The 21,582-nt window shown below is 66.2% G+C and carries 25 protein-coding genes; 13 read left to right on the top strand and 12 right to left on the bottom strand.

From position 1 onward, the window contains the following. Positions 1-22: 22 nt before the first annotated feature. The 5 genes from RAC69_RS08670 to RAC69_RS08690 form a co-directional block, all read right to left on the bottom strand. The gene (locus RAC69_RS08670) at positions 23-835 is read right to left on the bottom strand and encodes an aquaporin (protein ID WP_375086475.1); all 813 of its coding nucleotides are present in this window, start codon (positions 833-835) and stop codon (positions 23-25) included. A 479-nt stretch (positions 836-1,314) separates the two neighbouring features. After that, positions 1,315-1,752, bottom strand: coding sequence for a hypothetical protein (locus RAC69_RS08675; RefSeq protein WP_375086476.1), 438 nt, complete (start codon positions 1,750-1,752; stop codon positions 1,315-1,317). A 158-nt stretch (positions 1,753-1,910) separates the two neighbouring features. Further along, positions 1,911-2,294: a hypothetical protein gene (locus RAC69_RS08680; RefSeq protein ID WP_375086477.1), complete on the bottom strand. Its 384-nt coding sequence runs from the start codon at positions 2,292-2,294 to the stop codon at positions 1,911-1,913. Further along, positions 2,291-3,121 (bottom strand): metallophosphoesterase, encoded by an 831-nt coding sequence (locus RAC69_RS08685; protein WP_375086478.1) that lies wholly within the window; start codon positions 3,119-3,121, stop codon positions 2,291-2,293. The genes RAC69_RS08680 and RAC69_RS08685 overlap by 4 nt, the downstream gene beginning before the upstream one ends. Before the next feature lie 38 nt (positions 3,122-3,159). After that, positions 3,160-3,477: a hypothetical protein gene (locus tag RAC69_RS08690; RefSeq protein WP_375086479.1), complete on the bottom strand. Its 318-nt coding sequence runs from the start codon at positions 3,475-3,477 to the stop codon at positions 3,160-3,162. Between the two features lie 105 nt (positions 3,478-3,582). Here RAC69_RS08690 and RAC69_RS08695 point away from each other — a divergent pair, with 105 nt between their 5' ends. Continuing rightward, complete coding sequence (locus tag RAC69_RS08695; RefSeq protein ID WP_375086480.1) at positions 3,583-3,804, top strand: hypothetical protein; 222 nt, start codon at positions 3,583-3,585, stop codon at positions 3,802-3,804. A 7-nt stretch (positions 3,805-3,811) separates the two neighbouring features. On the opposite strand, the gene RAC69_RS08700 is transcribed toward RAC69_RS08695, so the two are convergent. The 4 genes from RAC69_RS08700 to RAC69_RS08715 all read right to left on the bottom strand — a co-directional run bounded on the left by RAC69_RS08700 (position 3,812) and on the right by RAC69_RS08715 (position 7,273). Beyond that, the gene (locus tag RAC69_RS08700) at positions 3,812-4,036 is read right to left on the bottom strand and encodes a hypothetical protein (RefSeq protein ID WP_375086481.1); all 225 of its coding nucleotides are present in this window, start codon (positions 4,034-4,036) and stop codon (positions 3,812-3,814) included. Between the two features lie 141 nt (positions 4,037-4,177). After that, positions 4,178-5,413, bottom strand: a complete 1,236-nt coding sequence (locus RAC69_RS08705) for a hypothetical protein (protein ID WP_375086482.1) — start codon at positions 5,411-5,413, stop codon at positions 4,178-4,180. After that, positions 5,379-5,972, bottom strand: a complete 594-nt coding sequence (locus RAC69_RS08710; protein WP_375086483.1) for an RNA polymerase sigma factor — start codon at positions 5,970-5,972, stop codon at positions 5,379-5,381. Before RAC69_RS08710 ends, RAC69_RS08705 begins: the two co-directional genes overlap by 35 nt. A gap of 164 nt (positions 5,973-6,136) precedes the next feature. After that, positions 6,137-7,273 carry an MBL fold metallo-hydrolase gene (locus RAC69_RS08715; RefSeq protein WP_375086484.1) on the bottom strand — a complete coding sequence of 379 codons (1,137 nt, stop codon included), beginning with the start codon at positions 7,271-7,273 and terminating at the stop codon, positions 6,137-6,139. Between the two features lie 392 nt (positions 7,274-7,665). On the opposite strand from RAC69_RS08715, the gene RAC69_RS08720 reads away from it, so the two are divergent. From RAC69_RS08720 to RAC69_RS08730, 3 genes are all read left to right on the top strand, one after another. Continuing rightward, the gene (locus RAC69_RS08720; RefSeq protein ID WP_375086485.1) at positions 7,666-8,007 is read left to right on the top strand and encodes a CU044_2847 family protein; all 342 of its coding nucleotides are present in this window, start codon (positions 7,666-7,668) and stop codon (positions 8,005-8,007) included. A gap of 231 nt (positions 8,008-8,238) precedes the next feature. Beyond that, positions 8,239-9,192, top strand: a complete 954-nt coding sequence (locus tag RAC69_RS08725) for an AAA family ATPase (RefSeq protein ID WP_375086486.1) — start codon at positions 8,239-8,241, stop codon at positions 9,190-9,192. An 11-nt stretch (positions 9,193-9,203) separates the two neighbouring features. After that, positions 9,204-11,537 (top strand): S8 family peptidase, encoded by a 2,334-nt coding sequence (locus RAC69_RS08730; RefSeq protein ID WP_375086487.1) that lies wholly within the window; start codon positions 9,204-9,206, stop codon positions 11,535-11,537. 3 nt (positions 11,538-11,540) lie between these two features. On the opposite strand, the gene RAC69_RS08735 is transcribed toward RAC69_RS08730, so the two are convergent. After that, entirely contained in the window at positions 11,541-12,767 is a 1,227-nt protein-coding gene (locus tag RAC69_RS08735) for a hypothetical protein (RefSeq protein WP_375086488.1), read from the bottom strand. Between the two features lie 10 nt (positions 12,768-12,777). Beyond that, positions 12,778-13,491: a DCL family protein gene (locus RAC69_RS08740; protein WP_375086489.1), complete on the bottom strand. Its 714-nt coding sequence runs from the start codon at positions 13,489-13,491 to the stop codon at positions 12,778-12,780. Between the two features lie 372 nt (positions 13,492-13,863). On the opposite strand from RAC69_RS08740, the gene RAC69_RS08745 reads away from it, so the two are divergent. The 9 genes from RAC69_RS08745 (at position 13,864) to RAC69_RS08785 (ending at position 20,550) form a co-directional block, all read left to right on the top strand. Next, entirely contained in the window at positions 13,864-15,024 is a 1,161-nt protein-coding gene (locus RAC69_RS08745) for a hypothetical protein (RefSeq protein ID WP_375086490.1), read from the top strand. Positions 15,025-15,428: 404 nt separating this feature from the next. Continuing rightward, entirely contained in the window at positions 15,429-17,546 is a 2,118-nt protein-coding gene (locus tag RAC69_RS08750; protein WP_375086491.1) for a glycoside hydrolase family 10 protein, read from the top strand. 195 nt (positions 17,547-17,741) lie between these two features. After that, positions 17,742-18,260: an Asp23/Gls24 family envelope stress response protein gene (locus tag RAC69_RS08755; protein WP_341935291.1), complete on the top strand. Its 519-nt coding sequence runs from the start codon at positions 17,742-17,744 to the stop codon at positions 18,258-18,260. Beyond that, entirely contained in the window at positions 18,257-18,445 is a 189-nt protein-coding gene (locus RAC69_RS08760; RefSeq protein WP_341935290.1) for a DUF2273 domain-containing protein, read from the top strand. Before RAC69_RS08755 ends, RAC69_RS08760 begins: the two co-directional genes overlap by 4 nt. Continuing rightward, entirely contained in the window at positions 18,445-18,840 is a 396-nt protein-coding gene (locus tag RAC69_RS08765; RefSeq protein WP_375086492.1) for a hypothetical protein, read from the top strand. Before RAC69_RS08760 ends, RAC69_RS08765 begins: the two co-directional genes overlap by 1 nt. Beyond that, positions 18,837-19,421, top strand: a complete 585-nt coding sequence (locus tag RAC69_RS08770; protein WP_375086493.1) for a DUF6286 domain-containing protein — start codon at positions 18,837-18,839, stop codon at positions 19,419-19,421. The genes RAC69_RS08765 and RAC69_RS08770 overlap by 4 nt, the downstream gene beginning before the upstream one ends. After that, the gene (locus RAC69_RS08775; RefSeq protein ID WP_375086494.1) at positions 19,418-20,032 is read left to right on the top strand and encodes a hypothetical protein; all 615 of its coding nucleotides are present in this window, start codon (positions 19,418-19,420) and stop codon (positions 20,030-20,032) included. Before RAC69_RS08770 ends, RAC69_RS08775 begins: the two co-directional genes overlap by 4 nt. A 29-nt stretch (positions 20,033-20,061) precedes the next feature. Then, positions 20,062-20,274, top strand: coding sequence for a hypothetical protein (locus RAC69_RS08780; RefSeq protein WP_375086495.1), 213 nt, complete (start codon positions 20,062-20,064; stop codon positions 20,272-20,274). Between the two features lie 102 nt (positions 20,275-20,376). After that, positions 20,377-20,550, top strand: a complete 174-nt coding sequence (locus RAC69_RS08785; protein ID WP_144876933.1) for a CsbD family protein — start codon at positions 20,377-20,379, stop codon at positions 20,548-20,550. A gap of 58 nt (positions 20,551-20,608) precedes the next feature. On the opposite strand, the gene RAC69_RS08790 is transcribed toward RAC69_RS08785, so the two are convergent. Beyond that, positions 20,609-21,580: a serine hydrolase domain-containing protein gene (locus RAC69_RS08790; RefSeq protein ID WP_375086496.1), complete on the bottom strand. Its 972-nt coding sequence runs from the start codon at positions 21,578-21,580 to the stop codon at positions 20,609-20,611. Between the last annotated feature and the right edge of the window lie 2 nt (positions 21,581-21,582).

Below are 21,582 nucleotides of genomic sequence, written 5' to 3' on the forward strand. Positions count from 1 at the left end.
CGCGTGGAAGGTAGCGGCCTGGTCACACGTATGAGCTTCTTCTCGCGCGCGGCGCGAGACGGCGAACTGCCGTTACTGCGAGGCCGACGAATACTGCTCCGAGTGCCGGCGCGGCGAGCGAGAGCCACAGCTGCTCGAGCGCAACAGGGCCTCCGTAGATGGCCGTGGCTATCGAACGCGCGGGGTTGAACGAGCCGTTCGAGATCGGGATCGCGACGAGCGCCACGACTGTCAGGGTGAACCCAATCGCCAGCGGCGCGAGTGTCGCATCCGTGCGTCGAGTGGAGACGGCGAGGACGACCGCCATGAGAACGGCCGTCGTCACCGTCTCGATAAGGAACGAGGCTTCCCACGAGGCGCCGCTGGGTGAGAGCGGTCCCCACCCTGTCGACGCGAAGCCGCCCTCCCGCGCGTCGGCAAGGAATGCCGGGCCGGTACCGGCGGCGACAAGAACCAGCGCCGTCGACGCGGCTAGTCCGCCGACGATCTGCGCCGCGATATACACAGGCACGCGGCGCCAAGAGAAGAATCCTGCGGCAGCAAGTCCCAGCGTGACCGCCGGGTTGAAGTGGCCGCCCGACACAGGCCCCCACGCTATGGCACCGACGAGGACGCTGAGACCGAGCGCGAACGCCACTCCGAGGAACCCGACGTTCACGGCGATGTCCGACTTCGCGAACGACGCCGAGAACGTTGCTGCTCCGATGACACCGAACACGAGTACGAAGGTGCCGGCCGCTTCCGCTGCAGCTGCGAGCAGCAGGGGCGCTGCCGGCGGCTTCCCGAGAGGGTGAAGGTGCGGTCGGTGCCGGAGAGCAGGCTTAGGGGTAGACATGAAGGCAATCCGTCCTCGGCGCGGACGCCGGCAATTCGGGCACGCGTCTGTCGCGCGCCCTGATACTCCGACGCTATTGAGGGACCATCGGATGCTGTTCCGAGATGTGTCGAGCAGTCGTTCGACGGGTGTTCAGATCGCATCGCGCGTGCGGTCGGAGCGATGACGTGAAGCCCGTCAGCTGCTCCACGCCCACGCGTCATGACGAGCTTCGAGCAGTACACCATCGAGGTCGCCTTCGCGCAGTCGTTCGATGGCGCGGGGTTCCTCTCCGTCGTTCCCGTCCTCGGGTTCAATGACCCTATGTCGGTATGAAGTGGCATGAGGCGCACCCCATTGCCTGCGGATCTTCCAGGAGCGCGACCAGCCAGTAACACTTTGGGCCGGTGATGTCGATCCCAGCAAGACCGAAAGGGTCGTTTCGGGAAGAGAAGCAGCCCTGAGGGGGGTGAGGAGTCGGGCCGAACGAAGCGTGCGTCCTACGGCACCCATTCGTCGGATGAGTAGTCGAGGCTGATGTTCAGGAGGCCTCCCGACGGAGTCGCGAACACCGACACTGTGCGCGGGTTCCAAGTGTTCCCGGGCACCAGCAGCTGTGGTGTCGTGCCCATTTCGGCGGCGAGGCCTTCAGCGGATTGCCCGACGGGCGGACGCACGGTGAGGTTCAGCGTGCACCCGCCACTTCCGCAGCCCTCGGTCGTGCCGAGTATCTCGGCTCCCGCGGGGAGGGGAACGACCGACGCTGAGGGCACGTCGCCCTCGTCCGCCATCACGAACAGCCACGCCACGCGTCCCGCGTAGAGCAGCACAAGGACTACGGCGATGGTGATGAGGATGGTCCCCGCGACGCGGCGCCGTGTGGCCCGTCGGGCGTAAGCGTTCCAGGCATCCTTGTCGAAGGCCTGAGAGGGTTCCATGGCGAGAGTGTATTCGCCTCGCATGGGTCCGAACTGATAGGCCGCGTCGGATCTCACCGCACAAGCCGTCGCGACCGCCGTCGTCGACAGATTCTTCACCGTCTGACATGCGTCGATGCGGTCTTCGGTGTTGATGTGGATGACGGACGGCGCTCGTGTCAGCTGCTCCACGCCCACGCGTCATGGCGAGCTTCGAGCAGCACACCATCCAGGTCGTCTTCGCGCAGTCGCTCGATGGCACTCGGCTCGTCTCCGCCGTGTCCGTCGTCGGGTCGCGTGTTCAGCCACTGCGCCCAGGTCCATCGCGAAGCGGTTCCAGTGCTCAGGACTTGGAGCACTTCGGTGAGGCCCGGCACCACATGGCCGTCCCATACCTGACAGGCGGGGTAGAGCAGGACGTCGTCCTCGGTGAGGAGCTCGAGCACGGTGAGCGACGTGGCGGCCGTCGCTACCTCTGGTTCGATCCACCCGAGAGCGCGCGCCAAGGAGGTGCGCGTGTAGCAAGGTCCGATGACTTCGGCCCACGGGTTCTTGTCGGTCATCGCCCTGCTGCTTCCCGGATCTGGCGGAGCGATGGCGTCTCGATGCGCAGCGTGCGCATGTCGAGGATCCCGAGGTTGCCCTGTTGCCCGTCCTGACCGAGGCTTGCCACACGGAGCCCGTACTCGGTCTGTCCACCGCCGGGCGCATGCAAGTGCCCGTGAATCAGGAGCTCCGGGTAGACAATGTTCCACACCTTCGCCACTCGCGCGCGGGAGTTGGCGGAGTCCCTGAGGGCGTCGTCCGGGAATCCGAAAGGGTTGGTGCGCAGGATCTCTTGGACCGCGCGCACCGGGGTGCCGGCTGGCGGCTCGTGGGTGAGCATGAGGTCGGCAGGACCGCCGGCGATGGCCGCCTTCACGTGCTCACTGGTGATCTCTTCGTCCTTGAACCAGCTGACGCCCTCCTGCCGCCATGCCTTATCGACAGACACTGCTCCGGGCAGCGAGAGCACGCTGCGTCCGCCGATGGTCAGACGGCCAGGTCTCGGCAACAACCACGTGATCTTCGAGACCCGTATGGCGGCGCCAGGGTGGGCATCGAGCAGTGGGGTGATCTGGTTCCAGCTCTCGTGGTTGCCCAAAACCACGTAGATGCGCTCGATACCTGTTCCGTCGAGAGCCTCGTCGGTCGTGTCGGGCTCCATCGCCCAGTCGCCGAGCTGCAGAATGGTGCTCACGTCTGGTGCGAGCGTTCGGACGGCCCTCGCGACGATGTCCAGCCACCGGAAGTTGCCGTGGATGTCGCCGACCACCGCGACGCGCTGGTCCGGCAGGGTGATGTCCGTGGCCAAGTCGAGCACTTGCAGAGGTCGCGGCTTCCACTTCATATGGTCAGGTATACCGGGCCAACTGACGAAAGTCGACCCTAGTCGCCAGCCGCGTCCTGAACGGTGTTGCCCCACACCCAACAGCGGAATGTCTGGTCTTCGGCGCGGAACTCGATGCCGACGGCCAGTGGGGTGGAGCGGACGAGTATCGCGTCGACGAGTACCGACTTCGGCCCGAACCGCACCCAGGCCCGAACGGGTCGGTGCGGCCGTGGATAGATCGTCAGAGGGTACTCGCGCAACGCCAGCTCGCGGTCGGTGAGTGACTGCAAGGGTCCCGAGCGAGCCGCGCGCAGGATCTCCTGATGTTGGGCGCGCATGTCGTAATGTGCCGCCAACCTCTTGCTCGACCCCATGCCGGCATCCTTTCTCCGGCCATGAACAGGCTAGCAACATTCGAATCTATGTTCTATCCTCGAACAATGAGATCCGCGACCACTCACCTCCCTGCGACCCTATGGATGGTCAACGACATTCCCGCGAGGATGGTCGTCGCGGGCCGCCGCTGGACGGTCACGGACACCCCTACTCGCCTTCGCCATTCCGTCTGGACTGTGCCCCGCGAGGAGAGCACCGGGCTTTACGGTTGGCGCTTCCAGGGCACCGACGAAGACGGTCAGTCGCTCGTCTTCGATGTGTTCAAGGCGGAGGACGGTTGGCACGTGCACCGCAGCTACGAGTAGCTGCGGGCTAAGAGATGTACAGCGGGTATGGCCGACCGGCGGAGACGGCTTCCGCGTATGCGCGCAGGTTGTCATCGTCGAGGTCCACCAACGGTCCAAAGATCCCGAGCTCGTAGACGACGGTGTCGACGGGCATTCCCTCACGCGACGCGCGAAATCTTCTGTCAGCGGCCTCGACGTTCCTCGCCGCCTTAGCCAAGATGTCGTCCCACGTGTCTGGATCGAATGTCATTGGGCGAGCGTAAATGAGGCAAGACGCAACCGGCAGATGGACGGACGGGGCTGTCTGAGATTCTGTGTTTGCGGCCGAAGCACGGGCCACTTAGGAGCCTCAAGCCCGTGACGTCACACGCGTTCGTCTGCCGGCCTCAGGCTAGCTGTGTCGGAGACAAGGCTGATGTCGACGGAAAAGGTTGGAGGTAGAACCAGGGTTGATGGATCGACCGGGTGACTGTGCATGGTGTCCTCTCGCTTTCATTCGGTGTTGCAGCTGCTGGCATCCGTCGGAACGGATGTAGCGATTGATGTGGTCACGGCCGTCCACGCAATCGCGGTGCCCGGGGGAAGCTGGCATACCCATCGAGGGTGACCATCCGTTCACCGATGAACTGGCCAGTCTCAGGGTCGATGATGATGTCCTGTCGGTATTGCTCGCCGTCTCGACGCGTCCAATGGCGATCCCCGTGGTCCCGTTGAGCGTGGCCTGGTTTTCCGTTATATCGACTCCCGGGATGTCCGCTGCTGCTCGGTACAGTGCGGCACGCACGTCGGCGGGCGCGGTGCCTGAACGAAGGGTGACAGCGATCCATTCGAGCGCCTGACCGTCACGGGACTGCCCGGTGTTCCCGTTGAACTCATGAATCCGCTCAAGGAGTTGGTGCGGGTCGCGGGGCAGTGCGTCGTAGTCGGCCGTTGTCTCGGTGCGGGTTTGATAACCGCCCCAGTCATCACCCCGAAGCGTCTTACCCCCTGGGAGGTACCGAATAACGCTCGTGTCTCGTTCAGCATGTTCCGCCGCGAGCTGTTCAGAGCGCGGCCCAAAGGTCTGCAATGGCGTCCGCGCGCACTGGATCCACACCCAATCGTCCTCACGGCTGGCGGGGACGTAAAGCTCGTCGTGATAGCTCTCCAGGCTCGACACATCGTCGGCGGGCATGATGTTCCCACCATTGGCCTCGATCTTGTCCGCATCTTCGGCGAGGGTGCCCACGAGGCCGAACGCGCCGTCGGTACTGACAAGCAGGTACTGCCCGGCATTCACGGTGGGGTCGCTGGCTTTGATGGAGGCCACCGCCGCGGACTCGAGGATGCTCGCGGCCGCGGGTGCAGCTCCGCTGTTCCAGCCACCGACCCCCAACACGTTGGTGGCGACGAGGGCGGCGATGACGCTCATCGCACCGACCGTCGAGAACCCTGCCCAAGCGAGGGTGCGTCGGCGGCGGGTGCGAACGGGTGTGAACGTGGTGTCGACTCCGAGCGGCTCGAACAGAGCCACTGCGGTCTCCCCGTCGATGCGCACCCGGAGTTCGGTGAGACCTCGTTCGCGTGCCGCTTGGCTTGGCTCCCGCGTCCTGTCACGAGTGCTGCGGAGCAACGTCAGCTCGTCCATGATCCGTCTCCTGTTCGATGGTGCCAATGCCGGCTGCGCGGCGCAGTTGCCGCCGCGTCCGATTCAGGCGTGAGCGCACGGTGCCGATGGGAACGCGTGTGGTGACCGCTATTGACGTGTAGTCGAGATCAGCCCAGGCGTACAGCAGCAACGTGTCCCGATCCGCCGCAGATAGACGCCGAAGAGCCTTCGCCAATCGACGTGCGAGACGCGGAGCATCGATACGGGCGCCGGCCAGCTCGATGAAGTCCGGCGCAATCGACGCGGCGAGGTCGGCGGCGGCGCCTTTCCATGCGACAGCCTCCACCCGCACGTGTTTACGCATCAGCCGCGTCGCTATCCCGAGTAGCCAGGGCCGTGCATCATGCACGGTGACGTCATATGAAGAGCGTCGTTCGAACGCGACGAGAAAGGTTTCTGCCATCACGTCTTCCGCGACGTGGTCGCCCAGGCGTTGCGCGGCATAGCGGTACACGGACGTCGCATGGCGCGCGTACAGGAGCTCGAAGAGCGCTGGCTCGCCGACTGAGCGCTCCATCACCTCGTTATCGGGGGTCATGTCCGTATTGCAGGATTCCGCCATGTCGGTTCACATCAATCTTCGATCCGACGATCCGCCGACAGGACGCCTCCCAGATTGGAGACGCCCGCCATCCAAGCCACGACGGTCGAACCGGCGAAGTCGTTCCGCCACGGAACGGCATCCGGTGGACCGGTAGCGGCTCAGGTCGAGAATCGCGGATGAGTAACGTAGTCGCCGTCCAGGTACGTAGAGTGGACTCGGAAAGTTGCGCGATGAAGCCAAGCCTCTCTGCCCTTCTCACGCTCCGCGCCTGTTTGAGCGACCGTCGTTCCAGAGAAGGGGAAGAGAGGGGCTTCAGCGGGCTTGGGGGCGACAGTCCCGTGATGGGGCGCGAGGATCGTGTGGAAGCCTCGATTCGAGAAGTCATTCGTCAGCAGCAGCCGACGCAGCCCCCAGCCCTCGACGTCACCCATCGCGAGAAGCTCGTGTTCGTCGTCGCTGATAACCAAGCTCAATGAATTGTTGAGCCGCTGCAGGTCGCGATACAGCCCCGGCATTTTGTCGCGCAACTCGTCCGGCGCCGCACTGAACGTCGGCTCAGCTTCGTTAGCCTCGGGGATCGTGTCCTTCGTCACCCGCGATCCCGCCCAGGCGTCGCTTTCCCCATCGGCTTCCTCCGGAATGTCGGTCAACCGTCCCTCGAAGTCATCAAAGTCATCGTCGACCTCGAGCGGCGTCTCTTCCACGGCGGCGAACGCGTCACGAAGCGCCCGCCGCAGGTCGGGCCACTTCTCGGCCGCCTCGGCGACCTCCCTACGCACGCGCTCGAAGAGTGTGCTCCAGGTGCCACTGACTTCGGTCGGCGGCCAATGGACTGTCCAAGTCTTCCCCACGGCATGAAAGCGGTTGCCGCGCCGATATGCGTATGAGCGGACCTGGCTCGCGACACGCTTCCATTCGTCTCGGAGCTTCAACGCGTTGACGTGAGGCGCTGCCCCGTCCATGACTGAGAGAAGTGCGGCGATCATCGGTGCCACAGGCCTGGCGGAGTCCGGAAGGCGCGGATAGATCAGGCGGATCGGGCCAACGGGCGCGATCCGTTGAGGTAGCTCCGCAAGGCCGCGCCAATGGTCAGCATCAAAGTGGGACACTACGATGGCGTTCAAACCCTGAGGCGCTGATCCGAGGACCGAGGCGAGACGGTCTGCAGAGCGCGTGCCAGTTTTATCGTCATGCGCCCCACAGTCGATGAGCATCGTCTCGCGGAACGTTCGAAGGACGGTGCACGCGCCATCGCCGATATTCACGACCTGTATTGACAAAAGGTTGTCCTCCATGTGTGGGCGTTAGTTTGTTCGCGGTCTTGATCCACCTTGCGCGCCCATTCCTACCAGGAGATCGTTGCGGCATCCTTGACGCACCGCCGACAAGGGACCTCATCCGTGGGCCCGCTGAAAACAGCGCGTGCATGACTGGGGCTGCGCACATTAACGGCCAAGGGCATCAGCCAGGGCGGTGAGAAGAAAGCCCTCAAGGCCAATAACGGCTGAGCGAGCGCTTCGGTAAGTCAGGGCCTGGCCCTCATCTCACGCGACTCAGCGCAGTATCTCGTATCGGAACCGCCAACCGCTGGCCGCAACACGACCTCGCGCCCGCTAAGGCGAGTGGTTCCATGGCGTCGCGAACGTCAGACCTGCGCGCTACTGTCAGGGGATGGAAGGGAGCATCCGTGTCTCAGCACATCATCACCGATGAAGGTGGTCGCCCTCTGTTCACCATTGAGGTTGCGCAGCCCGCGGAGTCGCCTCTGCGTGGTGGAGTCGACGGGTTCGTCTCGACGACCGCGGACAACGTCCGAGAGGTCGGGCAGGCCATCGCGAAGCTGTGCGATGACGTGATGACATCGGTGAAGGCCAGCATCACGGCCGCGTCGCCCGATGAACTCGAACTCACCTTCGGGGTGTCTCTGGGCGGGGAGGCGAGCATCCCGCTCGTGACGAAGGCCACCAGCGAAGCGACGTTCACAGTCCGTGCGCTGTGGCGCGACACCGGGGCTGGTAAGGAAGAGTAGCAAGATCGCTTCCGGCTTACCAAGACCCCTAGAAACGTTGTCCTTCCTGGGTTCCGCATGGTAAAGTGAGGCGTGCCAAGATCTGAACTTTCCCCCCTCGAGCAGGCGTACATCGATCTCGCACGAGCAGGAATCACCGGTGACAGTGACGGAGCACGCGTCCTTGCCCGTCGTGCGTCCCGGCGCCTTCCGGCCGGGGTGCATCACACGGTCCTCTTCAAAGAGGCGCTCGTGGAGGCGCTCGCGCTTCCCGGCCCGGCCGCCGTGTCACCGCTTCGCGGTACCGCTCCGGCTCCTGCCATAGACGGGGCATGGGCGCGGATTATCGAGGACGCACCGGATGTCGTCCTCGCCCCGGAACTGTCCGCACAGGTCGAGCTCCTCATCTCCGAGCATGCATCCGCCGCGGAACTGAGCGGGTTCGGCCTCACCCCCTCCCGGACGGTGCTGTTCACCGGTCCTCCCGGCGTCGGGAAGACGGTCACCGCCGCGCACGTTGCCGCGCGCCTGCAGGTCCCCCTGATAACCGTCAACTTCGCCACCCTGATCTCCAGCCTGATGGGGAAGACGGGGAGCAACTTCCAGGAGCTGGTCGACTCCGCTCATGAAGCAGGCGCGGTGTTGTTTCTGGACGAGTTCGACGCCATCGCGAAATCCCGCGGGGACCAGCAGGACCTGGGTGAGATGAAGCGAGTCGTCAACGTCGTCCTGCAACAGCTGGATGCGTGGCCTGCGGGCAGGCTTCTCATCGCGGCAACCAATCACCCGGAACTGCTCGATAACGCGATCTTCCGCCGATTCGACGCGGAGATCGCGTTCTGCGCGCCCGGACCGGAAGAGCGTCGACGGTTCCTGGACGCCCATGATGTGTTGGATCGACTGGCGGTGGCAGCCGCGACGCGGGAAGCGATGGCGCTGTCCTTCGAGGGGGAGACGCTGTCGACACTCGACGTGTGGGTGAAGACGGCCACACGCCGCATCGTGCTGGGAGGCCGCACGAGCGCGGCCTCCGAGGAGCTCCTCGCTGCCATCACGACGGACGCTCGTCGTCGGGCTACTCAATCTGCGGATGTGCGTGCAGGGCTCGCGCGTGCGGCCCACGCAATGGGGTGGACACAGCGCAGGACCGCGGACTGGTTGGGCGTCAGCCACGTGACCATCGGCAACGACCTGCGCGGACAATAACAGGGGGAATCATGCCTGAACAGCAGAACGACCGGAGAGTGCTCGTCAACGGAGAGGATCTGTCCTTTTCGACGGACCGCCCGCCGCGCCGGCCCAACAAGTACCATCCGAAGACGCTGGATGAAGCGCGGGTGATTCTTCAGCCGCAGCTACAGCAGGTCATCAACGACATCGAAAACATCAGCCCGGAGCTACGCGCGGAACGCGTGGTCATCGAAGCGGAAGTGTGGGCGAACTACCTCGCCAACTCGTGGTTCCCGCAGCAGCTGGTGAAGAAGTTGAAGCTCCGCCCGCTCGGCTCACGCGTCGTCCGTGACGGGGTGAAAATCACCGAGGTGACCGGACAGTCGACGTCGCTGTCGAAGTCCTATCTGCTGTCCGCGGACGCCGGTGGGGTCGCCGACATGATCAAGCTGTTGCACGGGGCGAGCGAACCGGGACTCGCGAAAGCGGCAGAGGAGCTGCGGCAGTTCAACGAAATCAAGGTCTCCCGTGCGAGAGAACGAGGGACGGCCGCTGCCGGCATTCAGCCGTTCGAGGCGGTTCTGCACCCGGACCCGGACGAATCGACGGTGGAGCGACGTGTCCGCGCGTCCGCGGCGACGCTGAAGAAGTTCACCTCACTGGTGGAGTCTCTCGGCGGGGCGGTCTCCGGCGATGCTGATGTCGTCGACGGGCTCACTTTCCTCTCCCTGAAACTGCCGGCCGATGCGGTGGAGGCGGTCTCCGAGTTCAATCCGCTCCGGTCGCTCACTCCGGCACCGGTCATGGAGATGTTCACTGACGGCGCCAACGGTGACACCGCCGGGGAGATCAGCCTGACGCACGACGTGTCCGGACTGCCGAAGGTGCTGGTCTTCGACGGTGGAGTTGACCACACCGGCCACGTGTTCCGTGACCTCGTCGAAGCGACCGACCTCACCGGACGCGGGCTGATGGGCGGGTACGCGTTGCACGGCGCTGCCGTCACCGGCGCGGTCCTCTACGGCGATGTCGGTTCTCACGGAACCTTCGGGCAGCCGGCCGCGCACGTCGCCCACTACCAGGTCATGCCCACACCCGTTCCGCAGGACGCCGCCGAGTACCCGTGGATCCTCGCCCAGATCCGGGACATCGTCGAGACGACAGACGCGAAGATCGTGAACCTCAGCCTCGGCCCGAAGGTACCCGTCGACGATGACGAACCACACCGTTGGACGGCGGTGTTGGACAAGATCGCCTATGACCGGGGCATCCTGTTCGTGACAGCGGCCGGGAACAACGGCAACAGCACTAGCCCGGAACTGGGGCGTGTGCAGGTGCCCGGCGACATGGTCAACGGGCTCACTGTCGGTGCGTGCGATTCACCGGACTCGTCCGCGACCTGGGCCGCGACAGACTACTCCGCGAGCGGACCGGGCCGATCAGGCAATCGGATCCAACCCGCGGTCGTCAGCTACGGCGGTACCCCCGCGCAGCCGTTCGGGCGGATCCGCCCTGACGGTTCTATCGTCCACGACGATCACGGAACAAGCTATTCGACGCCGCTGGTGACGAACCTGATGGCGCGCTTGAGCCGTGAGCTCGGTGGCCGAGCGGACGCCCCCACACTGCGCGCGTTGGCCGTGCATCTCGCCGAGCTCGGGGAGGACCACGACCAGACCCGTGCCGGTCACGGACGCCTGGCCGGAGACGCCGCCACCCTGTTGTCCTGCGATCCAAATGAGGCGACGATCCTGTACCACGGCATCCTTGGCCGCACCGAAGTGCGGGCATTCCCGCTCCCGTTCCCGGCCGCGTTCCCGGGAGGGGACATCGACCTCAGCTGGACGGTCGCGTACTCCACCGCGACGGACGCGACCGAGGCGGGGGAGTACACCAACGCGGGGCTCGAGGCCAGGTTCCGCCCTCACAGGGACAAGCGGACCATGGCGTTCGACACTGATGACGGCACGACCCGTTCGCATGTGGTGAACGTCCGCACCGATGGCACAGACATTGCCGCGCGGGTGCGGGAAGGGTGGTCGTTGCCGTCCGCCGCCCAGTCGCGGCCGCCGAAGACGACGCGACGGTTCGAGGGGGACCTGCGCGAGCTCGGGAAATGGGAGACGATCTGGCATTCCACGGACCGGCTTCGTGCATCGTCGATGGACCACCCGCAGATCGACATCAACCACCTCAGCCGCGAAGGTGGACGCATCACTCGTGACACGGAAGACATCGAGTTCACCCTCATCGTCACCATGCGCTCCCGCTCCGGGAAAGCACTGTACGACCTCGTGCTCAACGAATTCGATGTCCTCTCACCGCTTCCCGTCGTGGTGCCGGTGACGGCGTCCGTCGATGTCGACACCGAAGTGCAGTAGCCGCTAGGTTCCCGTCGTCCCCGTGTCAGGGACGACGGGACGCTGCAGCACCTGACCGTCATCGAGCACGAGCCGCATCTCCACCTCGGCGGGCACTTCATCGACACGTAGTGCCCGTGGCTGCGTCATGTGGAACGGTTCGTATGGTCCGAGCATGTTCCACCCTGGGGGCTCGCCCGCGTCGGCGGAGACACGGGCTTCCAGGTCAGGGAGCACATCGACGAGCTCGCTCATCTGAGTGATCATCGTCGTGTCGTGGCGTTCGGGGGCGCGCACTTTGGCGGCGAGGTGCACCGCGTCCTTGTCCATCATCACCGCGTCGCAGTACGGGATCGCCACGCTCATCGCCTCGATGTCGCGGAGCATGTTCCACGTCCACGGCCGGTGCTGACGGATGATGTCGTGCTTCATCTGGGCGGCGAGCAGGGGAGTGGGCACACGGTCGATGAAGTCGGCGACCGTGGCGCTGAACGGTGCTTTCACATCAGGGGGCGGCAGGATCGTGGAGAACGACAGCCGGTAGTCGGCGGCCAGCCGCGCCAAAATCGCACGATGGTCGCTCCAGAGCTCGCGAACTTGGAGGAAACGGAGCAGCGTTGCCGACGGTTGCGGGGACACCCCCAGCTGTGCGGCAAGAGCTCGCTCGCGCTCCAAGCGGCTGGTCGGAGACGCTTCCAGGTCGCGCGGGTCCGCGTAGCCGTACTTCAACAGCCCCGGCAACGCCGCATCGCTGGGACCGGCGAACAGCATGTACTCGGAGAACTGCGCCACCTGCCGCAGCCATGCCCCGTCCACGTCCACCACGCGGTCGCCCGGCGCGACAGGCTTGAAGAACGCGTTCCTGCCCGTGAATGCCCAGTGAGCGCCGACCCCCAATGTCTGGATCGCGGAGGGGCGGAACGTGGGGCGCTTCAGTGTCTCGTGCAGGGCAACAAGGATCTGCTGGGCGATCAGATCGGACTGCGTACGCAGCGCACGAAGCTCGCTGAGCGGGGCGACCACATCGGCGAGATCCTGACGCTGCTGCGGATCGCGGATACGACCGGTCTCCTCGTACCGGGTCGCGGACAACGGGAACACCACGCCCGCCTCCCGGGCGCGAAGTGCGGCCTCGTACGCGCGGACGTCATCCGGATCACGAGGACGGCCTTTCGCGGCGGCTGCGAACCGAATCCATACCCATTGGTCGAGGAAGACCGTCGGCCATGCGGATTTCAGTGAGGAGCTCATCGTCGCGGGATCACGGGGTCCAGCTTGACTCGTCCGCGCGGGGGCGGCGAGCGTTCTCGGATGCGGTGGCCAGCGCCATCGTCGCGTGGCGTGCATGGAACGCGACCCACCGTGCTTCCACGGCGGGGTCAGAGAATGCCCCTCCGACCTGCGCGGACGTCCCTCCTCCGGCGGTCACCGTGACTGCCGCCCACCCGCCTTCCGACAGGGCGAACTGGTATGTCAGCTGTCCCCACTCAGGGGCTAGGTAGACGACGTGCGCGTCCTCCTTGTCGGCGATGACCGCACCAGAGATATCGCTGGTCACAGGCACCCCGGACGCGTACTGGGCGTCCCGGTAGGCGAGGCGCGTGTCGCGCACTGCGATCCGCATTGCCTCCTTCGCGTCGCTGCGGGCCGAGCGCCCTTTCACCGCAGTCTGGTAACTGAAGTCGATGGTCGTCCCGTCGACACGGTGGATCCAGATGCCGATGGCGTCCCGGCTGACGAACGCCCCGGACGCATCCTGAGTGCGGCCGATGAAGAAGTGGTCGACACCAGCACCCACCTTCTCATCGACATCGGGGTGGCGCTCAAGCACTTCGCGAAGCATTAGATCGTGGACGGGGTCGCTAACTCGGTCACCGACGCCATACCCGGAGTTGCGCAGGATGGCGCGGAACGCGTCCAATGCGGCGGACTGCGTCGGCCAGGCGAACGAGTCCAACTGCACGGGCTTTGCCATGATTCTCCTCACGGGTAGCGGGTCGCTCACACCATAGCGTCCATGCACGGCACCGTGTCGCGCCTCCTGTTCCACTGGTCCGACGTTGCCGTGGGCGATAGACACCGGGGTGAACGGTATACTTGGCCCCGAGCGGTCTGGACCGCTCATCTCCGAGTCAGGATCCCCACGTGATTTTGGCCTCGAAGGACAACCGTGGCGGATCCAGATGCAGTGCCCACTTGTTGAGACTCTCTTCATAGATGCCGGCTCTGTGGACGTGGGACGCAAGCGATGGCATCGGTGGAGATTGAGATGAACAACAGCCCGACCACGCCCGCGCGCTCACGCGAGGTTGAACGAGACGCTCGAGCCTGGAGCAAGTTCTCCGGCATGAAGTACACCGAGTCGCTCCGCGCGATGGAGCACCCGCTCGCGCAGGGCATTCTCGGTGAGCGCATCTGTGCCCGAGACGTGATCCGTGTGCTGGCACAGCACCCCGTGCTGTCCGAGCCGATCTGGGAAACCGACAGCGAAGGCAGAGAAGTGGAGAGCGACGAACGAATCACTCACCTGGGCGACAACGGACTATTCGCCACAGAAGATCGCTCGCTGTCGTCGGCGACGGAGCACGACTACATCGAGCTGGTCCTGACCGCCGAGGTGCTGCGCGCGTTCACTCCCACGGTTGAACCGCAGGAGGAGGCGTACAGCTACAACCTGAAGCACACCGTGGAGGAGTTCCTCGGCGAGCACCTCGGCGACCACTCCTACATCGCGAACGGGCGGGCGATCTGGGCGGCGGCGGTAGTGGGGATCCCCATCACGGAAAGCAACCCCGGCGAGTACTCCCTCAACGCCGACTTCGGACTGGTACCCGAGCAGGTCGAATATGCACGGCGAATGCGTCGTACATCGGGTTCAACCCGCGACGCGGTCCGTGCTCACCACCACCGCCCGCCGGGATACCTGTTCCTCCAGCAGGCGCTGCAGCGGTACCGCGCCACCGGCGAGACGCCCGGCCGATGGGATGGTGTCGACGAGCACGCCGAGCCCGTCACGAGCGCCTTCCACGAATGGCTGGTCGCGCAGGCTGATCCTGCAGGCGAGCGCGGCGCCCAGGGTTCGCGCGAGCGTCTCGCCGGCGACTATGCCGCAGGGGTGCGAGATGGCGACCACGGCGTTGCCCGTGAGCCCGAGGGGCTGCTGACTATCCTGCACCGAGTCGGCGCGGACGACGACTTCTTCGACATGGCTCGCGAAGCCATACTCGATTGGGCGAGGTCTTCGTCCCTGTCAAACGGGATCCGCACAGAGCTCGTGGACAGGGATCGGTCTGACCACGGTGGCTGGGGCGCGGGTGGCGGGGATGTCGAGCGCTACGAGTTCCTATGCCCCTGCGGCAAGGGCAAGATCCTCGAGGAACACGACAACGTTCCAGGCTTCCGGGAACACGACGTGACAATCATGTGCCGCACCTGTTCGCAGGAGTGGGACTTCGTGCCGGGCCGCTCCGTCCGAGGGTGGCGGATCCAGCCGATCCCCGCAGCCTGACCGTCGCGTAATCTCCGTGGTGCCGTTGCGGCATTGCGGAGGCTCGAGACGAGAACGGGCAATACGTCTCGTACCTAAAGTGTCGGCACGTCGCGGGAACTCGTGGCCGCGCGCGGCATTCGACTGATCCAGAGGATTAACTTGGCACTTGCAGAGGATCGGCTCTCGCTGGCGGTGCAAATGTCCGCGTGATCTGGCAGTTTGTGCAGTTATACGAACACCCCACCGAAACACGTACGGCGCGAAGACCCCGACCGGAGACATCCGGTCGGGGTCTTCTGCTTCTTCAGCCCACTGCTCCATCTGTCCCTGGTCATCCGGACCGGCATGTGTCAGAGTGATAGTAACTTTCACGATCTGTTGCGCCTATGGAAATGATTTCCAGGACGACCGAGGAGGACTCGATGAAGAGAAGACCCATCGCGATCGCTGCAGCGGCAGTGCTCGCGCTGACCGCGCCCGCCGCCGCCGCGGGAGCGGCCGTCGACGAGGAGGCGCTGACCGCGTACGTCAAGAACGCCGACGGCACGTACGGGTACAGCGCGACGCCCGTGGAGACGTACCCCGGTTCGGGGGAGCAGGTCACGATCCCGACGAGCCTCGAGCCAGAGAACCGCCGTTTCTCGAGCGCGTGGGTCGGCACGATCGGCAACCTCAACTTCGGCAAGCCGACCGACGCCGCCGACTTCGACGCGAAGTACGCGACGGTGCTCGACGACTTCACCGCGTGGAACATGAACGCCGTGATCTTCCAGGTCAGGCCGCTGCTCGACGCGTACTACCCGTCGACCCTCAACCCGTGGTCGGAGTTCCTCACCGGCGCCCAGGGTGCCGACCCGGGCTACGACCCGCTGCAGCGCATGGTCGACGCGACCCACGCGCGCGGCATGGAGTTCCACGCCTGGCTCAACCCGTACCGGGTGACGAACACGAAGATGACCGCGCCCGCCATCCTCTCCGCGCTCGGCCTCACCGCCGACGAGGTCAAGGCTCTCACCGTCCCCGAGTACATCAAGGCGCTCAACGAGGCCGGCATCCTCGCCGACGACAACTTCGCCGTCCAGCATCCCGACTGGGTGCTGTCGTTCGAAGAGAAGCTGTTCCTCGACCCCGGCCAGCCCGAGGTGCCCGCGTTCGTCGCCGACTCGGTCGCCGAGATCGTCGAGAACTACGACGTCGACGCGATCCACTTCGACGACTACTTCTACCCGTACCGCATCACGGTCGACGGCGTGAACGTGTTCTTCGGTTCGGCCGGCGAGGACCGGCCGACGTTCGAGGAGTTCGGGCTGACGGCGGGTTACGCCGACAGCACGGAGGGCATCGAGGCGTGGCGTCGCGACAACATTACCCGTCTCATCACCCAGGTCGGCGACGTCATCGACGCGCACAACGCGGATGCCGGCACGGCCGTGCAGCTCGGGATCAGCCCGTTCGGCATCTGGGAGCACAGGGCGCTGAACCCCGCCGGCTCGAACACGCCGACCGGATCATCGCAGACCTACAGCAACGCGGTGTTCGCCGACACCAGGGCGTGGGTGCAGGACGAACTGGTCGACTACCTCACGCCCCAGATCTACTGGAGCTTCGACCAGGCCGCCGCCCCGTACGGCGAGCTCGCTCGATGGTGGAGCGACGTCGCAGAGGGCAGCCGCACGCAGATCTACGTCGGTCACGCCCTCTACAAGCACGTGAACAACGGCGGGTGGGAAGCCGCGTGGATGAATCCCGAAGAGGTTGCCAACCAGATCCGCTTCGATCAGAAGCTCGACGGGATCGACGGCAGCGTGCTCTTCAGCTACAACGACATGAAGCCGAGCGACATCGCGGCGCTGCCCGCCGACCAGCAGCCGAAGCACCAGGCGAAGAACACCGCGATCGACCTGCTCCGCAGCGAGGCGTTCGCGCACCCCACGCTGGTTCCCGCCAAGCCGTGGCTGTCGGATGGCTCGGTCGCCGCCCCGACCGACCTGGCCCTCGACGGCGCCCGGTTGACGTGGCGCGCCGGCGATGCCGCAGAAGCGCGCCAGTATGCGATCTACCGCGGCACGGGCACGCCCGAGGAGATCGTCGCCGGAAGCGGCACACTCGTCGACACGATCTGGGCAGGGGGCGCGGCCGAGGCGGGCTACACGGTTCCGGCCTCCGAACCCGCGGCACTCGACTCCACGGCTCGTGCAGCCGGAGAGACCTGGGTCGTCACCGTGCTCGACGCCGCAGCGGTGGAGAGCGCGCCCGCCGCGGTCGCCGCGGAGCCTGTCGACCCGGTGGAGCCTGTCGATCCGGTGGATCCTGTCGATCCTGTCGACCCGTCCGATCCCGGCACGCCTCCCGGCGGTACCGGCAGCGGCGGCGCCGCAGCGCCCGGAGCCGCCGGTTCCGCACAGACGGGTTCCCTCGCTTCCACCGGTACCGAGTTCCCCGTCGCGACGATCCTCACGGCGCTGGCACTCCTCGTGGCGGGCGGCACCGTGCTCATGACGAGGTCCCGCCGGCGAAGCGCCGCGGCATCCCGAGAGTGATGTCCTGACGGGGTGCGCGGCGATCCCCGCACCCCGTCAGCGCTCTCTTCTCCTCCCTCCCGAAACTTCTTCGCCCTTTCTCGAACTTTTTCGTGACGAATCGCGCACCTCGTGCGTCCTATGTATGAGCGACACACACGCTCCCGGCGACACCCCTCAGGGATCGGCCGGCCGTCGATACAGATAGGACTCGTCATGGCAACGCAGGACCAGAAGAACACCTCCACCAGCCCCGCCGAGAAGGAGCTGGCTGACACCACCGCCGCGGCCACGCCCGCGCCGCGCGTCGACCGCTCGTCGTCGTTCTCGACGTCGCGAGTCCCCGCCGACGTGAACGCCGCAGGCAGCACGACGATCGCCGACGGCGTCGTCGCGAAGGTCGCCGGTATCGCGGCGCGTGAGATCCCCGGCGTGTACGCGCTCGGTGGCGGCGGAGCCCGCGCGTTCGGCGCCATCCGCGACGTCATCAACGCGACCGACCTCGCGCAGGGCGTGAAGGTCGAGGTCGGGGAGACCCAGGCCGCCGCCGACATCACCATCGTCGTCGAGTACCCCGCCCCCATCCAGGAGGTCGCGAACAACGTCCGCGCCGCCGTCGCGGGTGCGATCACGCGCCTCGTCGGTCTCGAGGTCGTCGAGGTCAACGTCGAGGTCAACGACGTGCACGTGCCGGGCGACGACAACGCTGAGAACGAGGAGTCGCGCGTCTCATGAGCCCCACCACCACTGGCGCCCTGATCGGTGCCCTCCTGGCGCTCGCCGCCCTCCAGTTCGGCTTCTGGGGATTCCTCCTCGTGGCCGTCCTGGCCGGGATCGGAGCGCTCGTGGGGCGCATCGTGTCCGGCAAGCTCGACGTCCGCAGTCTCGCCGACGTCTTCACGGGGCGGCGAACCTCCTGATGCGCGTCGACCAGAACGTCATCGCCGGTGGCGGCCCTTCGGGGCCCGCCACCGGCGGGGAGGCCCTTCCCGGCCGCGTCACCGTGCGGGAACGCGTCTATCGCACCGTCGTGGAGCAGGCCTCCGCGTCGCTGATCGGCGTCTCCCGCAGTGACGTGAAGGCCGACGCCATCGAGCGAGGCACGGGGATCGCCCTCCGCATCTCCAGCCCGCTTCCCGTCCCCGATCTCGACGACACCGTCGCGATCTCCCAGACCACCCCCGTCCTCGACCGCGCCAGAGAGCTGCAGGAACAGCTGCAGCACCGCCTCACCGGCATCTTCGGGCGCGAGGTCAGCCGGATCGCGCTGACCATCACCGGAGCGACCATCCCCGAAAGGAGACGAGTGCGATGACCAGCCCGGCACTGCGTCGCGTCGTACGACGCGAGACCCACTCACCGCGCACCGTCGCGATGTTCGTCGCGGTCATCCTCCTCATCCTCGCCCTGGCCTACATCGGTCTCGAGATCGTGCTGAGCCTCCTGGCCCAGCCCGCGCTCCTGCTCGGTCCGGCCGCGGCGGCGGGGTGGCTCGTCGGACTGCCGACGGCCCAGCCCGCGGGCCTCGTCATCGCCCTCAGCGTCGTGCTCGCGATCATCGGGCTGATCTTCATCTGGCTGGCCGTGACGCCGGGCAGACTCTCCCGCCACACCATCGACGCGGGCGACCGCGCCGTGGTCGTCGACAACGGCGTGATCGCGAGCGCTCTCGCCCAGCACCTCGCCGAGGAGACCGGGCTCGCCCGCGATGACGTCACCGTCGGCGTCGGACACCGCAGCGTCGACGTCACCGTGCGGCCGGGCGTCGGCATCCCCGTCGACAAGGCCGCCGTGCAGTCGGCCGCCGAGGCCGAGATCGAGACCTACCGTCTCACCCGCAGCGTCCGCACCCGCGTGCGCATCGACCGCCCGACCCAGGAGGATGACGAGCTGTGAACAACACGAATCGCGCCCTGAACCGCATCCTGCTGTTCATCATCGGTCTCCTGTTCCTGGCGCTCGGCGCCGTGGGCATCACGATCATGAGCTGGCCCACCGCGAGCGAGATCTGGAGCGAGGCCGGCAAGAACTCCGAGTCCTGGCTGGATCAGGCGATCGCCGCGACGACCATCGCCGGGGGCAGCGTCTCCTGGGTCGCGATCGGAGCCGTGGCCGCCATCGTCGTCGTCATCGTGCTGCTGATCCTCGCGCTCACCAGCGTGGCGGGTCGCCGTTCGAAGACCGCTCTGCGCTCCTCGGGGTCGCAGAACCCGCTGGGGCGGGTGACGGTCACGGAGTCCTTCGTGTCGGATGCCGTCAAGAACTCCCTCGCGAACCGCGACGAGATCCTGTCGACGAGCGTCACCGCGAACGACATCCATCGTGAGCCGGTGCTGCACGTCGCGGTCACGCCGCGGCAGAACACCGACCCCCGCGACCTCGTCGACCACCTCGACCGACTGCTGACCAACCTCGCCACCCTCACCGGACGCGAGACAGCCACCTACGTGTCGATCCACACCGGACTCCGCGCGCGGCTCGCCCACGATCAGCGCCGCCTGTCCTGACCCGACCATCCACCGAGCAGAGGAGCATCATGCGCAACCGCATCATCGTCATCGGCCTCGTCGCCTTCCTCGCCTTCGCGCTCGGGTCGCGTGCCTCCCGGCCCGAGATCAAGAACCGCGAGAGCGTCAGGCACCAGCTCGTGCGGATCTGGAACGACCCGAAGGAGCGCAAGCGCCGTCGCAAGGCCGCCGAGAAGACGGCCAAGAAGGTCCGCAGGGCGCTGGAGAGGGCGCGGAGCTGAATCCACGCATTCACAGACTTATCGTCGGATGCTCACAGGCCGACGATAAGACGGTGAGAGACCATCTCGCCGTCAGGATCCACCACCACGAAGGGAAGCATCATGGGACTCGACGACAAGATCAAGAACGCCGCTCAGGACATCGCCGGCAAGGCGAAGGAGACCGTCGGCAAGCTGACCGACAACGACAAGCTCGAGGCCGAGGGCAAGGCCGACCAGGTCAAGGCCGACGCCAAGAAGGCCGGCGAGAACGTCAAGGACGCCTTCAAGAACTGAGCGCTCCGCGAACGGCGAAGGGCGGGGACCGGATGACGGTTCCCGCCCTTCTCGTTCGTCAGGCCGCCAGGAACGCGAAGAACGAACGACGCGCGGCGCTCGCGTCGGCATCCTCCCGTGTGGGGTGTACGCGGTTGAGCAGGAGGACTCCGTAGTCGCCCGTGCGAGGGGAGACCGCGAAGGCGGTGCCGGTGAAGCCGGTGTGGCCGACGGCATCCGCCGTCCCCATCCACAGTGCATCGCGGACCCGCAGGCCGACCGCCTGCTCGAATCCCTCCGCCTGCACGACGGGTTCTCTCAGCAGCCGTGCGGATCCGGGGGACAGGACGTGACTCTCCGCGCCCATGCCGTCGTCGCGCACGACGCGGGCCAGTGCTGCCACGTCGTGCACTGTTCCGAAGAGCCCGGCATGCCCGGCGGGGCGTTCGAGGGCGGCCGCGAGCTCGTCGTGCACCTCTCCGCGCACGAGACCCCGGTGGGGTTGCACCTCGGTCGCGACCGCACGCTCGACGCCGGGTGTCCAGGTCAGGGACTCCGCTCCGATCAGAGCGGCGGTCTCACGCACGAGCTCGTCGAGCCGGCGCCCGGAGACCCGCTCCAGCAGCTCGCCGATCGCGATGAACCCCACGTCCGAGTACCGGTGGGTCTCGCCGGGGCGGGTCAGTAGTGCTGAACCGAGCACCGCCTCACGCAGCTGCTCGCCGCGCATCCCGGTGCGCCAGAGCCGCCCCTCGGCGGGGAGCCCCGAGGTGTGCGTGAGCAGGTGGCGCAGCGTGATCGTCTCGGCGTCGCGCCCCGACCCCACCGCCGTCACCGACGCGACCGGTGCGTCGAGATCGAGCGATCCGTCGTCGACCAGTCGCAGGGCCGTGACGGTGGTGAAGATCTTCGTCACCGAGGCGAGGTCGAACAGGTGCCCGTCCGTCAGGCGAGTGGGGTCGTCGTGCGCGGGGGTCCCGGCGACCACGACCTCCTCGATGCCGCCGGCCGAGGTGAGCGAGGCCCACGCCGATCCGGGCGCTGCGTTCACCA

Source organism: Microbacterium sp. LS_15, from assembly GCF_041954735.1.
Classification (GTDB): Bacteria; Actinomycetota; Actinomycetes; order Actinomycetales; family Microbacteriaceae; genus Microbacterium.

Coding starts and splice junctions, on each gene's coding strand:
- RAC69_RS08730 (WP_375086487.1), top strand. CDS start 9,204: ATGCCTGAACAGCAGAACGACCGGAGAGTGCTCGTCAACGGAGAGGAT.
- RAC69_RS08745 (WP_375086490.1), top strand. CDS start 13,864: ATGAAGTACACCGAGTCGCTCCGCGCGATGGAGCACCCGCTCGCGCAG.
- RAC69_RS08750 (WP_375086491.1), top strand. CDS start 15,429: ATGAAGAGAAGACCCATCGCGATCGCTGCAGCGGCAGTGCTCGCGCTG.
- RAC69_RS08680 (WP_375086477.1), bottom strand. CDS start 2,294: ATGACCGACAAGAACCCGTGGGCCGAAGTCATCGGACCTTGCTACACG.
- RAC69_RS08715 (WP_375086484.1), bottom strand. CDS start 7,273: ATGGAGGACAACCTTTTGTCAATACAGGTCGTGAATATCGGCGATGGC.
- RAC69_RS08695 (WP_375086480.1), top strand. CDS start 3,583: ATGGTCAACGACATTCCCGCGAGGATGGTCGTCGCGGGCCGCCGCTGG.
- RAC69_RS08675 (WP_375086476.1), bottom strand. CDS start 1,752: ATGGAACCCTCTCAGGCCTTCGACAAGGATGCCTGGAACGCTTACGCC.
- RAC69_RS08685 (WP_375086478.1), bottom strand. CDS start 3,121: ATGAAGTGGAAGCCGCGACCTCTGCAAGTGCTCGACTTGGCCACGGAC.
- RAC69_RS08740 (WP_375086489.1), bottom strand. CDS start 13,491: ATGGCAAAGCCCGTGCAGTTGGACTCGTTCGCCTGGCCGACGCAGTCC.
- RAC69_RS08770 (WP_375086493.1), top strand. CDS start 18,837: ATGACCAGCCCGGCACTGCGTCGCGTCGTACGACGCGAGACCCACTCA.
- RAC69_RS08670 (WP_375086475.1), bottom strand. CDS start 835: ATGTCTACCCCTAAGCCTGCTCTCCGGCACCGACCGCACCTTCACCCT.
- RAC69_RS08785 (WP_144876933.1), top strand. CDS start 20,377: ATGGGACTCGACGACAAGATCAAGAACGCCGCTCAGGACATCGCCGGC.
- RAC69_RS08760 (WP_341935290.1), top strand. CDS start 18,257: ATGAGCCCCACCACCACTGGCGCCCTGATCGGTGCCCTCCTGGCGCTC.
- RAC69_RS08700 (WP_375086481.1), bottom strand. CDS start 4,036: ATGACATTCGATCCAGACACGTGGGACGACATCTTGGCTAAGGCGGCG.
- RAC69_RS08765 (WP_375086492.1), top strand. CDS start 18,445: ATGCGCGTCGACCAGAACGTCATCGCCGGTGGCGGCCCTTCGGGGCCC.
- RAC69_RS08710 (WP_375086483.1), bottom strand. CDS start 5,972: ATGACCCCCGATAACGAGGTGATGGAGCGCTCAGTCGGCGAGCCAGCG.
- RAC69_RS08780 (WP_375086495.1), top strand. CDS start 20,062: ATGCGCAACCGCATCATCGTCATCGGCCTCGTCGCCTTCCTCGCCTTC.
- RAC69_RS08690 (WP_375086479.1), bottom strand. CDS start 3,477: ATGGGGTCGAGCAAGAGGTTGGCGGCACATTACGACATGCGCGCCCAA.
- RAC69_RS08705 (WP_375086482.1), bottom strand. CDS start 5,413: ATGGACGAGCTGACGTTGCTCCGCAGCACTCGTGACAGGACGCGGGAG.
- RAC69_RS08735 (WP_375086488.1), bottom strand. CDS start 12,767: ATGAGCTCCTCACTGAAATCCGCATGGCCGACGGTCTTCCTCGACCAA.
- RAC69_RS08755 (WP_341935291.1), top strand. CDS start 17,742: ATGGCAACGCAGGACCAGAAGAACACCTCCACCAGCCCCGCCGAGAAG.